Raw genomic sequence first — 14,435 nt, forward strand, 5'->3', positions numbered from 1 at the left:
AAGCGCGGCATACGCCGCGACGCCCCCTCAGTTTGCCTTACGGGCGAGGGGTCGGTGACCCCTCCCCGTAGACCCCTCCCTTCCGGGCCGGGTGCCGCTTTTTCCCAAAACTAAAGTTTTACTCGATTTTTTTCAAAAAATCGCGGTTTCCAAAGGCAGCGCCTTTGGCCGCGCTCCGCAGAGCGCGGAACACTTTATCCTGTGAAGCGCTTTTTTCGGGTGAATTGCCGCGAAGCGGCAAGAGGGGGCTTTTTGCAAGAGAAAAAGCCCCCTGCAAAAAATTTGAAATAGGATTCTCCTCAGGAGTAACAGACTCCGGGGATGGCATGAGCCATCCCCGGAGTTCATTACCGAACTACCGAACCGCAGGGGACCGAAGCATCCACAAAGATCACTTTGACCTCGTTCTCCCCTGCGTCTGCCGCAAGGATCATCCCGTTAGACTCGACCCCACGCAGTTTGGCAGGCTTCAGATTCGCCACGACAATCACTTTTTTACCCATCAGCTCATCCGGCTCATACCATGGATGAATCCCCGAAACCACCTGCCGGGGAGTTCCTGAACCATCATCCAGCTGGAGCCGGAGCAGTTTGTCCGCCTTGGGCACCGGCTCACAGGCGGTCACCTTCGCCACCCGCAGCTGCACCTTGGCAAAGTCGTCGATTGTAATGAGCGATGCCACCCCTTCGGCCGGATGGGGCTGCTCCTTTTTCGCCGGAACAGATTTTTTCTCCTCTTTCGGCGCTTTCTCCGCTGCCTTTTCTTTGGAGGCTTCCAGCGCGGCAAGCTCTTTGGCCACGTCGATCCGCGGGAACAGTCCTTCGCCCTTGTGGACGGCCACATCCGCGGGTAGCAGACCATAGGTCCCCGCCGACTCATAATTTGTGATTCCTGCATCCGCACCGATCTGCTCGAAGATTTTCGGCGCAGTGGAAGGCATAAACGGGGTGAGCAGGATGCCCGCGATCCGGACACACTCGAGCAGATTGTAAAGCACCGACGCGAGCCGTGGGCGGTTGGCCTCGTCCTTGGCGAGCACCCAGGGCGCGGTTTCATCAATATACTTGTTGGTGCGGGACACCAGCTTGAAAATCTCGATCAGTGCGTTCTGGAACGCAAATGCTTCCATCTGGGTTTCATAATTCTGTTTGAGGGATTTTGCAATCGCGATCACCTCATCGTCGAGCGGTTCCGCATGACGCTCGGCGGGCAAGGTCCCATCAAAATATTTCCCAACCATCGCAGCCGAACGGGAAACCAGATTTCCCAGGTCGTTGGCAAGGTCGGCGTTGATCCGGGTAATCAGGCTTTCATTGGAGAACAGTCCGTCCGAGCCGAACGGGAACTCCCGCAACAGGAAATAGCGGATCGCGTCCACCCCGTACCGCTCAACCAGCACCACCGGATCGACCACATTGCCCTTGGATTTGGACATTTTGCCCCCCTCGAGCAGCAGCCATCCATGCCCATAGACCTTTTTCGGCAGCGGCAGATCGAGTGCCATCAGCATCGCCGGCCAGATGATCGTGTGGAACCGCATGATCTCCTTGCCGACAAAGTGCACATCGGCGGGCCAGTACTTCTCAAAATCGTGGTACTGCTCATTGCCATAGCCGAGCGCAGTGATATAGTTGGAGAGTGCGTCCACCCAGACATAGACAACATGCTTCGGATCAAAAGTGACCGGAATCCCCCATTTAAAAGAGGTGCGGGAGACGCACAGGTCTTCCAGACCCGGCTTGATGAAGTTGTTCACCATCTCGTTCAGGCGGCTCTGCGGCTCCATAAAGAGCGGGTTTTCTTCGTAGAGTTTGACCAGCCGGTCGGCAAATGCAGACAGCTTGAAGAAGTACGCTTCCTCTTCCGCATCGATAACCTCCCGCCCGCAGTCGGGGCATTTCCCGTCCTTGAGCTGGCTCTCGGTCCAGAACGACTCGCAGGGGGTGCAGTATTTACCCTTGTAGGAGCCTTTATAAATATAACCCTTGTCGTAAAGCGTTTTGAAGATTTTCTGCACCGACTCCTGATGGTAGCTGTCGGTCGTGCGGATAAACCGGTCGTTCGAAATGTTCAGCAGCTTCCAAAGCTCCTTGATGCCCGCAACCACCTGATCTACATACTGCTGTGGGGTGACGCCGGCAGCTTCTGCCTTCTGTTCGATCTTCTGCCCATGCTCGTCGGTACCGGTGAGGAACAGGACGTCAAACCCCTGCATCCTTTTATAGCGCGCCATGACATCTGTTGCAACGGTGCAGTAGCTATGCCCGATGTGCAGCTTGTCCGACGGATAATAGATCGGTGTTGTAATATAAAATGTTTTTCCCTGACCATTCATCTGGAAAGTCCTCCTTAGCAGGCTTTTTGAACGCCGCTGAAATAGAATAATTTAGTATACCATAGTTTTCCGAAAAAGAACATACCCTATCGCGCGGAATCTGCCGAATTTCCCGACAGGAACAGGGTCATCAGTACCGCGTCCTCCTGCGGCGCTGTGTAAAACCCTTTCCGCCTGCCGACCTCCTGAAACCCGAGCTTTCGATAGAATGAAATCGCGGCAAGGTTTCCTTCCCGCACCTCCAGTGTTACAAACGAGAGCCCGTGTATCTGCGCATCTTCCAGAAGGGTCCGCAGCAGGGCGGTCGCCACGCCCTGACGACGGAACGCCGCATCCACCGCCACATTCGCGATATATCCTTCGTCCAGCACTCGATGCATCCCGGCATATCCGGCCAGCCGCCCCCCTTCGGATGCGGCCCAGAAAGCCGCGCGCGGGTTTTCCAGTTCCTGCGCCAAGGTGCGTTCGCTCCACGGCTCGGAAAAGCACTGCCGTTCGAGCGCGGCAACAGCCGGAACCTGTCCGGCCTCCATCCGGGCGATCTCCATCCTATCCCCCTCTTTCACATCAGCTCTCCGAAAAAAACGCTATTTCGCATCCAGCCAGTTGTCGCCCACGTTGGTATCCGCCTCGAGCGGCACCTTGAGCTGGATCGCATGTTCCATCTCCTCCTTGAGGATGATCGTAGCCAGTGTGATCTCTTCCTCAGGCGCCTCGACCAACAGTTCGTCGTGCACCTGAAGGATCAGCCGGGCGCGCATCTGCTCCTTTTTCAGCCGCTCAAACACCCGGATCATCGCGATTTTGATGATGTCCGCCGCGGTTCCCTGAATGGGTGTGTTCATCGCGACCCGCTCCCCAAATGCCTGCGTCACCTTATTGGACGCGGCCAGCTCGGGCAGATACCGCCTCCGTCCAAACAGCGTTTTGACGTAGCCGGTTTCCCGCGCGGAGCGGATCGTCTCTTCCATATAGCGTTTTACCCCGGCGTAGGTTTCCAGGTATCCTTTGATATACCGGTCGGCCTCGGCGACCGTCACCCCGATGTCCTGCGAGAGGGAGAACGCCCCGATTCCATAAACAATGCCAAAATTGACCGCCTTGGCCCGTGAACGCATCTCGGGCGTGACCATCAGTTCGGGAAGCCCCATCACCTGCGCAGCGGTGCGGGTATGGATGTCCTCCCCACTGCGGAATGCTTCGATCATCTGTGGGTCGCCCGAGATATCCGCCAGCACCCGCAGCTCGATCTGCGAATAGTCCGCGTCGATCAGCCGCCAGCCTTCCCGCGCTTTGAAGAACGCCCGCAGGCGGCTGCCCTCTTTGGTGCGCACCGGGATGTTTTGCAGGTTGGGTTCGGTCGAACTGATCCGTCCAGTGCGGGTTTCGGTTTGCTGGAAGGTGGAGCGCACCCGTCCATCCGGGCCGACTACCTTGAGCAGCCCGTCCACATAGGTTGATTTCAACTTGGACAGTTTCCGGTATTCCAGAATCAGCTCGATGATCGGATGTTTTCCCCGCAGCGATTCCAGCACATCCGCATTGGTTGAATAGCCGGTTTTGGTCTTTTTTTTGGCGGGCAGACCGAGATCCACGAACAGCACATCCCCGAGCTGCCGGGGGGAATTCAGGTTGAACTGGCTTCCCGCATGTTGGAAAATCCCTTCCTGAAGCGACTCGATCCGCCCATCCAGTTCTTCGCCATACGCCCGCAGCGCATCACTGTCAAGCGAAAAGCCTTCACACTCCATCACCGCCAGAACCTGTGCAAGCGGCATCTCAATTTCATGCAGCAGCTTCCCCTGCTCATGTGCAGCAACCTCCGCTTCCAAACGGTCGAAAAGGGTGGGGATTGCCGCAGCCTGCGGCGCAAGCTCTGCATAGTCCCCCAGCAGTACCCCTTCTGCCGGCGGTGCAGGGGTTCCATACTGCGCCGCCAGCCGGAGCGGATCATAAGCTGTACTGGTCGGACTGAGCAGATATGCGGCGAGTTCCCCGTCAAAGGCGATCCCGGCCGGCTCGATCTGGTTCCGGTATCCAAATTTGTAGAGCGGCTTGCTGCTCCAAACCCGAAGCGGCAGGCCCGACCGCAGCAGTTCCGGCAGCTCGGTTCCCCGTGTCAGATAGAGCGTTCCGCCGCACCATGCCGCCAGCGCGGATGGCTCCCCGTCTGCATCCATCCGGACCAGCAGATCCGCCTTTCCATCCTGCGTGATGATCTCCAGAAGGTTATCCGGGTCACAAACCGCCCGCACCGGCTCCAACGGCTCGGCAGCTTCTGCCGGGACGGTCGAACCGTCGATCTTCCAGCGGTCCTGCATGGTGAACATCTCCAGCCGCGCGAAGAGCGAAGCTGCTGCGGGATGGTCGACTTCTCCGCGCAGATAATGGGCCGGTTCGGTGTCGACCGGGGCCTCACAACAGATTTTGGCAAGGGCGCGGCTCATATATGCCGAATCTTTGCCCTCGGACAGCTTTTTACGCACCGCAGGCTTGAGTTCCAGTTCGTCGAGGTGGTCATACAGAAAGTCCAGGTCCTGATACTGTTGGATCAGACTACATGCTGTTTTTTCTCCAATACCTGCTACTCCTGGTATATTATCTGATGCATCCCCCATCAGCGCTTTCACATCGACCAGCTTTTCGGGCGTCACGCCGTATTTCTCCCGCACCGCTTCCGTGTCATAGAAGGTCGAGGATGCCTGGCCCATTTTGGTGGTGGCCAGCCGGACGGTCACATGCTCCCCGACCAGCTGCAGGCTGTCCCGATCCCCGGTCGCGATCACACAGTCGTTCCCTGCGTCCCCACACGCTTTCGCCAGCGTGCCCAGAATATCGTCCGCTTCGTATCCCTCACATTCGACAATGACATAGCCCAGCGCCCGCAAAAGGTCCTTGAGCGGCTGTAGCTGGGAGGCCAGCTCGTTGGGCATCCCTTTTCGCTGGGCCTTGTACCCCTCGTACATCTTGTGCCGGAAGGTTGGGGCGCGCAGGTCGAATGCACAGGCGACCGCATCTGGCTTCACCTCGTCGGTCAGCTTGAGCAGGATATTCAAAAAACCATAGATTCCGTTGGTAAATTCCCCGTTTTTGGTGGTGAGTGCCTTGACGCCGTAATAGGCTCTGTTCAGGATGCTGTTCCCGTCGATTGCCAGCAGCTTCATCTTGTTCTCCTTTCAAACGCAGTATGCTTTGGACCGTAATTGCATCACTGCAAGCACCGGAGCAGCATGAAAGCCGGCAAGGCCGGTTTCACACTGCACAAAGCGCTGCTGCAAACAGTCTTAGAACCTGTATTCATAATCAGGGGATGCCGGGTGGACGAGGGATTTTACTGCCCTGCGAGGCGAAAAAACACAGGCAATACTTTGTATATTGCAAGATTTTTCAACGCGGCAGGCCGGCAAAAGACCCGCTCAGACGGTATCAAATGGTTGTGAATACGGGTTCTTATTGTTCGATCTGTGTTTATTATAGCATGTCCCGCCCGTAAAAAACAGTCCTCTTCCGGCGAATCAAAAAAGGATGCCTTTCCGTATCGGAAGAGCACCCCCAAGAGCCGCCGCCCGAGGAATAGAACGAGGGGGCTTTTCCATCTGCAAAAAGCCCCCCTTTTGTCATTTTTCCTGTGATTTTTTATACTCCAGGTATTCATCGAACGTCATCATCCGGTCGGTAATCGTTCCATCCGCGTGAATTTCAATGATCCGGTTGGCGATTGTCTGGATGAACTGGTGATCCTGTGAGGAGAAAAGCAGGTTGCCCGGGAAATCGGTCAGGCCGTTGTTGACCGCAGTGATCGACTCGAGATCCAGATGGTTGGTCGGCTGGTCGAGCAGCAGCACATTCGCGCCGGTAAGCATCATCCGGGAAAGCATACACCGCACCTTTTCTCCGCCCGAAAGCACTTTGACCTGTTTGTACACGTCGTCTCCTGAAAAGAGCATTCGTCCAAGAAATCCACGCATGAACGTCTCGGTGTCGTCGGGGGAGTACTGCGCAAACCACTGGAGCATAGTCAGTTCACTGTTGTTGAAATATGCGGAATTGTCCTTGGGGAAATAGGAGAAGGTTGCAGTCTGCCCCCATTTGTAGCTGCCGCTGTCTGGTTCCAACTCCCCTGCCAGAATCCGGAACAGAGCGGTCTGCCCCTGCTCATTTTCGCCGACTAGCGCGATCTTGTCTCCACGATTAACAAGGAATGAAACGCGGTCGAGCACCCTGACCCCATCAATCGTTTTGGATACCTCTTTGACCTCCAGGATGTCCTTGCCCACCTCGCGGTCAGGCTTGAAGCCGACCCATGGATACCGCCGCGAACTGACCGGTATTTCGTCTACGGTGAGTTTTTCAAGAAGCTTGCGGCGGGAGGTAGCCTGCTTGGACTTGGACTTGTTCGCTGAAAAACGCGCGATGAAGTTTTGCAGTTCTTTGATCTGGTCCTCACGCCGTTTGTTCTGGTCCTTGAGGATCGACTGCATCAGTTTACTCGACTCATACCAGAAATCGTAGTTGCCGACATACATCCGGCACTGGTTGAAGTCGATATCCACAATGTGGGTGCAGATCGTATTGAGGAAATGCCGGTCATGCGAGACGACAATCACCGTACCGGGGAAATCGAGCAAAAAATCTTCCAGCCAGTCGATCGACCGGATATCGAGGTTGTTGGTCGGCTCGTCGAGCAGCAGGATGTCCGGCTGCCCGAACAGAGCCTGTGCCAGCAGCACCTTGACCTTTTCCCCGCCTTTCAGCTCGCCCATCGGGACGCCGTACAGCTCGGTGGAGATGCCAAGCCCTTGCAGCAGGCGCCCGGAATCCGCTTCGGCCTCCCAGCCGTTCATCTCGGCGAACTCCCCTTCCAATTCGGCGGCAAGCTCCCCGTCCGCATCCGAAAAGTCCGGCTTTTCATAGAGCGCGTCCTTCTCTTTCATCACCTGATAAAGCCGCGGGTTGCCCATGATGACCGTATCAATCACCGGGTAGGCGTCATACTGGAACTGGTCCTGTTTGAGCACTGAAATCCGGCATTTTTCCGGAATGGCCACCTCTCCTGTGGTTGGTTCCAGCTCTCCCGAGAGGATTTTCAGGAAAGTGGATTTTCCCGCACCATTTGCGCCGATGATCCCATAACAGTTGCCGGGGGTAAACTTGAGGTCCGCCCCTGCGAACAGCTTGGTCCCGCCGAACATTAAACTTACATTGCTGACTGTAATCATAAATTCCTCCGGTTTGGTATTTCAATCATAAAACTACGCAGATACAAGGGGCTTTTTTTCTTGCAAAAAGCCCCCTCTTGCCCACCCTCCGGGCGGCAATTCACCCGAAAAAGGCGCTTCTCAGGATAAAGCGTTCCGCGCTCTGCGGAGCGCGGCCAAAGGCTCTGCCTTTGGAAACCGCCACCTTTGAAAAGGTGGACGAAACTTTTGGTTTTTATTCCTTTCGTTTCAGCCGTTCGATTTTACAGTTCGTTGACGAAGCAGACGATCTCCTTTTCGGTAATGTCGATCACCCCATAGCTCGGGTTGTTGCCGCGGGGCATCCCCAAGCTGCCGGGATTCATCAGATGGATGCCATCCCGATAGGTACAGAGCGGGACATGGGTATGCCCAAACAGCACGACGTTCGCCCCGACCTCCTTTGCAGCATCCAAAAGACCGTCCAGATCGTATTTTACGCTGTACATATGCCCATGTGTATAAAAAATCTTGGCGATTCCACAGGAAAAGCACCCTGCCAATGTCGCTTCTACCCCAAAATCGCAGTTTCCACGCACATTCAAAAATTTGTGGTTCGGGTAGAGGGTGACAATCTGCGAAAATTCACTCGCACCATCCCCCAGATGGATAAAGATTTCCGCATCCTGATGCTTTTGCACCAGCTCCTGAATGGCGAAAAAATCGCGGTGGGTATCCGACATCACAATGATCCTCATTCTTCTCTCTCCTCCAATCTCCGCTCCTGAGCGGAGCAAACAGGGCGAATTCCCTGTCACACTTTTGAGAATATCTGCTACTAATATAACATACTATGAATTGAAATGAAACAGGCGGTGAATCAAATTGGGCAACAATTTTAACATTTCCCCCGATCAGATGGACTCTTTGATGCAGATGGCCAGCCAGAAGATGGGAACCGATCCGCAGAAGCTCAAGGAGCAGATGCAGAGCGGCAACATGGATGGTTTGATGCAGAATCTGACCCCCGGCCAACAGGCGCAGATCAACAATCTGATGAACAATCCTGCCGCGATCGAAAAACTGATCGCAAGCCCCAAGGTGCAGATGCTGCTGAAAGGGCTGATGGGGAAATAACCAGCCGGATAAAGGGAGGCTTTGTATGGAAATGGACGATCTGAATTCCACAATCAGCTCGATCCTTGGTGATCCAAGCAAGATGGAGCAGCTCCGCCAGGTGGCGCAGTCGCTGGGCATCAATACCGGAGGTGCAGAACAGTCCCCTCCGGCGGGCGGGGAACAGCCGTCCGGCGGGGGGATCGACCCGGGCGCAATCGCGTCCATCCTGCAAAACTTCCAGAACGCAGGCGGAAACTCTGCCGCAGCCAACGCCGGGAATGCGGGAAGCGCAGGCACAGGCGCGCCAAACCTCGACGCGGTCTCGAAGATCGCGGGGATTATGGGCGCCTTTAACCAGAGCGACAAAAATATCGACCTGCTGCGCTCGCTCAAGCCGCACTTTTCGGAGACGCGTGCAGGAAGGATTGACGATGCGGTGCGGATCATGCAGCTGATGCGCGCATGGCCGGCACTGCGTGACAGCGGACTGCTCAGTGGGCTGGGCAGCCTTTTGGGAGGTGGCCGCAGATGATGCGCTGGAACAGCACAAAGACCTACACCGAAGAAGACATGCTCCGGATGCAGCAGGAAGCTGTGAACCGGGTGCATGAATTCCAGGCGCGGGCGCAGGTGCCAAGCTTCTACGGGGAGGAAACGCCGATCGGTGAGCTGCCTGCAGCCCCGCCGGTGATCGAAGCGCAGTCCCGGGTGGTAGAAGAGCCGGAGCCGGCCACAGGTGCTCCCGCAGAACAGCCTCAGCCGCAACAGGCCCAGCAGCCGTTCCCGCAGCAGAACCTGCCAATACAGAACCAGATGCATCCACAGGACCCGATCAAGGGCCTGCTCGACCGGTTCAGCCTGGACAGCGAAACCCTTTTAATTATGGGGCTGATGTTTGTCCTTTATAACGAGAAGGCGGACAATACCCTGCTTGCCGCACTCGCATACTTATTATTATAGGCACAATTCTGGCTTTCACAAACAAAAAAGGTTCGTCAGCATAGTGCATCTGGCGGCAAAAGGGGGCTTTTTGCGGGAGAAAAGCCCCCTCGTGTTTTTCTCCCGGCAAAAAACTTACATAATCTGTTGTAATATGACGCAATGTGACACAGACCTTTTTTGCATATATTATAACATAGTTCCATATAAATCTCAACGTTTCCGCCCACAGATAAAGGAAAAATTTTTTTGCGGGAAGGGGTTTAGTTTTGGGCGCGGCGTGCGAGTATCAGAGATAGAAGGGCCTGAAAAACCTGAGACAACCAAATCAGAAAGGTATTTTCCCAGGCTGCTTTTTACTTCCGGCAAGAGGCCGGGCGCGCCGGCGTCCAAGAGGGGCGGGGCGTTTGAAAATATGGTTTTCGGATTCTCTGTGCCGCGGAGCAGGGAATCTTGAAAATAAATATTTATTTTCAACGGACACAATGGATGGTGTCCGCGTAATTTCAAGGAGGTATCACCATGGGAATGGTAGTAAGAAGCAACATTATGGCAGTCAACTCTCAGCGTCAGCTGGGCATGAACAACAGTCAGGTTTCCAAAGCTCTTGAGAAACTGTCCTCCGGTTATCGTATCAACCGCGCGGGCGACGACGCTTCCGGTCTGGCGATCTCTGAAAAGATGAAATCCCAGATCAAGGGCCTCGACACCGCTTCGTTGAACGCCCAGGACGGTATTTCTGTCGTGCAGACCGCTGAAGGTGCGCTGACCGAGGTTCACAACATGCTCAACCGTATGACCGAGCTGGCTACCCGTTCGGCGAACGGCATCAACGCAGACCTCAACCGTGAGTCGCTCCAGCAGGAGGTTGACAAGCTGAAAGAGGAAATCGACCGTATCTCCGAGTCCACCAACTTCAACGGCATCAAACTGCTCGACGGTTCGATGGCGACCGGCGTTGGCTCGACCAAGGTTCAGAGTGGTCTGGCTGGTGCTGCGATGAGCGGGGTTACCGCTGCTGGCGGTAGCGCGGCTTCTCAGGCGGCTTCCACCTACAAGTCCAACGGTCTGACCGCGGGCGACAGCTCGTCCCTCGAGATCAAGTATATGACTGCGGACGGCAGCATCAACACGATCTCGGTCAGCGTCACCGACGCCACCAAGCTGGATGCTGAGGTTTCGACCGCGCTTAACGCGAACAAGGATTTCAAAGAGAATGCTACTCTGACTCTGGCCGCCGGTTCAATCACCTGGGCTGGCAAGGATAAGGGTGAGACTCACTTCAAGATTCTTGAGGTCTCCCAGACGGTCAACGGCGTTGCACTCACCTCGGGCGATACCGGCGTTGGCGCGGTTACCGCTGGTGTTGACGACACCTTCGGTATTGATTTCTCAGGCGCAACCGCAGGTTCCAAGAACTACTTCGAGATCGACGGACAGAAGTTCCAGCTTGTCAAAGACGGCGCTGAGGCTGACCTCGGCTACACCGCGATCTACACCCAGGATGGCCTTGTCGCCAACAAAACTGCGGCAGAGCGTGTCGCGAGCCAGCTCCGCGAGAAGGGCTACGATGTTAAGGTCGATGGGAACACCGCAACCCAGCTCAACTTCAAGAAGGGCGACGGCAGTGCTGCTGCGGGCGGCTTGACCCTCCAGATCGGCGACACTGCGGATCACTACAACAAGATCAACGTCGGCGTCAAAGACATGAGCTGCAAGGGCCTGGGCATCGCTTCGCTCGACATCTCGACCAGACCGGGCGCGGCTGACGCGATCGACACGATCCGCAACGCGATCGACAAGGTATCTGAGCAGCGCGGCGTCCTGGGCGCAACCCAGAACCGTCTCGAATACACCATCAACAACCTCGACACCGCGTCGGAGAACCTGCAGTCGGCCAACAGCCGTATCCGCGACACCGACATGGCGAAGATGATGATGGAGTACACCAAAGTCAACGTTCTGACCCAGTCCGCTCAGGCGATGCTGGCTCAGGCAAATCAGCAGCCGCAGAGCGTGCTCCAGCTGCTCCAGTAATTTCACAGCTTCTTTGGAAGCGTCTCATTTCCAATGGAAAGGGACAGACGGGCAGATTGTCTGTCCCTTTCTCTGTTTAAGACTGCTTGGAGATCGGAAAACAGCTCGTTTCCCGGTTTCCAAACAACCTGAAAAAGGAGGCTGTGAAAGGTTTGAAAGCACGCGTAAAGGCACACGGAGGGCAGGAGAAGCTCTGCCTTTCGATCGGCATGATCGTAAAAAATGAGGAGGCAATCCTCGAGAAATGTTTGCAGTCGCTCGAGCCGCTGCGTAAGGCGGTCCCCAGCGAACTGATTATTGCGGATACCGGTTCGACCGACCGCACAATGGAAATTGCGGAAAAATATGCGGATACCCTGTTTCAGATTCCATGGAGCGGGGATTTTGGCGCGGCCAGAAACGAAACCCTCGACCGCGCACAGGGGGAATGGTTCTTCTATATCGACGCGGACGAGGTACTTGACGCCGATTGCGAAGCGCTGATTCATCTTTTGCAGAGCGAGGAAGCGAAAAAATATCAGACGATTTCCATGATCCGCTATGAATATGCCGACAGTACCCGCAAGGAGTTTACCACCACCTATTATATGCGGATTCACCGCCGGATTCCGGGGAACCGGTTCGCCAGAAAGATACACGAAACCCTGATCGCCTATTCCCCGATCGTCCAGCTCCCAACTCTGGTGCACCACAGTGGCTATCAGAAAGAGGTGTTCCGGGAAAAACAGTTGCGTAACCGTCCGCTGCTCGAACAGGAGCCAGGCCCGATGACTCCCCGGCGGCTGCGGGAGCTTTCGGATACCTACGCGTTCGATATTCCATGGGAGGCGGACAGGAAAAAGGAGCTGCTTTATCAGGCGATCGAGATGGAATCGCAAGACCAGAGCCTGGGGATGTATCCATCGGTTTATACGTCACTGGCGAATCTTTGTCTGGCTTTGAAGGAATACGCTGAGGCCGAGCGGATTGCCAAGCAGTATCTTAACGGGCGTGCAGGGAAGCCCCCTCTCATGTCGGATATGGAGATAAATTACATCTTAGGGCTTAGCCTGCACAACCAGGACGCTTTTTCCCGGGCGGTTGCGCCGCTCAAACAGTATCAGGCGCTCTATGAGCAGTACCACGCCGGAAAGCTCTGTACGGAAGATGCGGGCAGCGTTACATTGGCTTCGGCGGGAAAAGGCGAGTGGATGCTCACCAACTTCCTGCTGGCGTTCGGCTATGCCAAGCTGGGGGAATACCAGACAGCGCGCGCCTACCTCGACCGCACCGACCGGAAACTGCTTCTCCCAACCCATTGGAAATTATCGGCAGCGGTGGACGTCATTTATGCCGCCGAAAGCGGTGACGTTTCCCGTCTGTGGGAAACCTGCCATTGGTTGCAGCAGCTCCCCAGCCGGGAACCGCTGGTGGAATCCCTACAGCTTTTCGCCCAGAACGCCGGGCAGCTTGCGCCCGCCTTTGACCGTTATTTTGAGGAATTCCCCGCCCCGCCGAAAGACCCGGGCGTCTGCCGCGCCCAGCTCCAGCTGATTTCCACCCTCTGGGACGTCTCGGACAAGAACCTGCTCGAGGAGCTTTTCCCGCTGGTCTGCCGGTATATCCGCTGGGATGCCCAGTTCTGCCGGCTGCTGTTGCGTCGGGAGGTCTGCACGCCCGAAAACCGGTATCTGCTGCCGGGTGAATATGCCTTTATGCTGGATGCCGAACAAGCGCTCGCGCTCTATGACCGGCAGGATCGCGAGGGGTATTTCTGCGCCTTGCAGGCCCTGCTGAAACAGTATCCTGAGCGCAGCCGGGAGATTTCGGTGCTGCTCTCCCCCATCGACGAGAGCCGCGAACAGGAGCGGAAAAACCGTGAGGAGTTCGAATCTCTCGCACAGGCGGTGAAAACCGCATTTTATAACGCCTTGCAGGATGGAAAACAGGAGGAAGCACAGGAAATCCTGTCCAGATACCAGCAGCTCAACGGGGACGATCCCGAGCTGGCTATGATGCGGATTATGATGGTTCAGCCGCAAGGAGGGGCGCTCTCATGAAAGTAGTCATTCTGGCGGGCGGTCTGGGGACCCGGATTTCGGAGGAAAGCCATCTGCGTCCCAAGCCGATGATCGAGATCGGCGGGTTCCCGATCCTCTGGCATATCATGAAAATCTATTCCCATTACGGGTTCAATGAATTTGTCATCTGCTGCGGTTACAAGGGGTATCTGATTAAGGAGTATTTCGCGCAGTATTACCTGCACTGCTCGGACGTGACCTTCGATTTTTCCGACGGGAACCGGATGACCATTCATAATAATATCGCGGAACCGTGGAAAATTACACTGGTAGACACCGGCCTGCACGCGCAGACCGGCTGCCGGATCAAGCGTGTGCAAAAATATATCGGGGACGAAACGTTCATGATGACCTATGGCGACGGTGTTTCCAATATCGACCTCCATGCGCTGCTGCACCGTCACCGCGATTCCGGCAAGGTGGTCACCCTTACGGCGATCCAGCCGGGCGGACGGTTCGGTGTGCTCCAGCTCGACCATGCCACCGGGAATGTCGATGGGTTCAAGGAAAAGGCCAAGGAGGACGGTGGCTGGATCAGCGCCGGCTTTATGGTGATGGAACCGGAAGTCTTTTCCTATGTGAAAGACGAGGAACCCTGTGTCTTTGAGCGGGAGCCGCTCGAGCAGCTCAGCCGTGAAGGGAAATTGGGCGCCTATGAGCATACCGCCTTCTGGCAGTGCATGGATACCCAACGGGACAAGGGCATGTTGGAATACCTTTGGGGAAACGGGATCGCCCCATGGAAAGTCTGGTAAAGAGAGGAATCT

The 14,435-nt window shown here is 55.8% G+C and carries 12 protein-coding genes; 6 read left to right on the forward strand and 6 right to left on the reverse strand.

The window, feature by feature from the left end; all coding sequences use genetic code 11:
• Positions 1–347 precede the first annotated feature (347 nt).
• The 5 genes from metG to D5269_RS04390 form a co-directional block, all read right to left on the reverse strand.
• On the reverse strand, positions 348–2,336 hold the full coding sequence (gene metG / locus D5269_RS04370; protein ID WP_120483773.1) for a methionine--tRNA ligase: 1,989 nt from the start codon (positions 2,334–2,336) through the stop codon (positions 348–350).
• Between the two features lie 86 nt (positions 2,337–2,422).
• Entirely contained in the window at positions 2,423–2,884 is a 462-nt protein-coding gene (gene rimI, locus D5269_RS04375; protein ID WP_243150716.1) for a ribosomal protein S18-alanine N-acetyltransferase, read from the reverse strand.
• Positions 2,885–2,923: 39 nt separating this feature from the next.
• Complete coding sequence (gene polA, locus D5269_RS04380) at positions 2,924–5,500, reverse strand: DNA polymerase I (protein ID WP_120483774.1); 2,577 nt, start codon at positions 5,498–5,500, stop codon at positions 2,924–2,926.
• A 453-nt stretch (positions 5,501–5,953) separates the two neighbouring features.
• Positions 5,954–7,555, reverse strand: coding sequence for an ABC-F family ATP-binding cassette domain-containing protein (locus D5269_RS04385; RefSeq protein ID WP_120483776.1), 1,602 nt, complete (start codon positions 7,553–7,555; stop codon positions 5,954–5,956).
• Positions 7,556–7,797: 242 nt separating this feature from the next.
• Positions 7,798–8,271: a metallophosphoesterase gene (locus D5269_RS04390; protein WP_016314984.1), complete on the reverse strand. Its 474-nt coding sequence runs from the start codon at positions 8,269–8,271 to the stop codon at positions 7,798–7,800.
• 127 nt (positions 8,272–8,398) lie between these two features.
• Between D5269_RS04390 and D5269_RS04395 the strand changes: the two genes are divergently transcribed.
• The 3 genes from D5269_RS04395 to D5269_RS04405 are packed head-to-tail and all read left to right on the forward strand — an operon-like array spanning position 8,399 to position 9,592.
• Complete coding sequence (locus D5269_RS04395; protein WP_016314983.1) at positions 8,399–8,650, forward strand: hypothetical protein; 252 nt, start codon at positions 8,399–8,401, stop codon at positions 8,648–8,650.
• A gap of 25 nt (positions 8,651–8,675) precedes the next feature.
• Positions 8,676–9,164: a hypothetical protein gene (locus D5269_RS04400; RefSeq protein ID WP_120483777.1), complete on the forward strand. Its 489-nt coding sequence runs from the start codon at positions 8,676–8,678 to the stop codon at positions 9,162–9,164.
• The gene (locus D5269_RS04405) at positions 9,161–9,592 is read left to right on the forward strand and encodes a hypothetical protein (protein ID WP_120483778.1); all 432 of its coding nucleotides are present in this window, start codon (positions 9,161–9,163) and stop codon (positions 9,590–9,592) included. The genes D5269_RS04400 and D5269_RS04405 overlap by 4 nt, the downstream gene beginning before the upstream one ends.
• A 192-nt stretch (positions 9,593–9,784) precedes the next feature.
• On the opposite strand, the gene D5269_RS04410 is transcribed toward D5269_RS04405, so the two are convergent.
• A complete protein-coding gene (locus D5269_RS04410; RefSeq protein WP_166545137.1) occupies positions 9,785–10,081 on the reverse strand; it encodes a hypothetical protein in 297 nt (98 codons plus the stop codon).
• A gap of 12 nt (positions 10,082–10,093) precedes the next feature.
• Here D5269_RS04410 and D5269_RS04415 point away from each other — a divergent pair, with 12 nt between their 5' ends.
• The 3 genes from D5269_RS04415 to rfbF all read left to right on the forward strand — a co-directional run bounded on the left by D5269_RS04415 (position 10,094) and on the right by rfbF (position 14,423).
• Entirely contained in the window at positions 10,094–11,608 is a 1,515-nt protein-coding gene (locus D5269_RS04415) for a flagellin (RefSeq protein ID WP_347707285.1), read from the forward strand.
• 152 nt (positions 11,609–11,760) lie between these two features.
• The gene (locus D5269_RS04420) at positions 11,761–13,647 is read left to right on the forward strand and encodes a glycosyltransferase family 2 protein (protein WP_166545138.1); all 1,887 of its coding nucleotides are present in this window, start codon (positions 11,761–11,763) and stop codon (positions 13,645–13,647) included.
• Positions 13,644–14,423, forward strand: a complete 780-nt coding sequence (gene rfbF / locus D5269_RS04425) for a glucose-1-phosphate cytidylyltransferase (RefSeq protein WP_016314978.1) — start codon at positions 13,644–13,646, stop codon at positions 14,421–14,423. Before D5269_RS04420 ends, rfbF begins: the two co-directional genes overlap by 4 nt.
• The last annotated feature ends 12 nt before the right edge of the window (positions 14,424–14,435 follow it).

This window comes from Anaerotruncus sp. 1XD42-93, assembly GCF_009917605.1.
Lineage (GTDB): Bacteria > Bacillota > Clostridia > Oscillospirales > Ruminococcaceae > Anaerotruncus.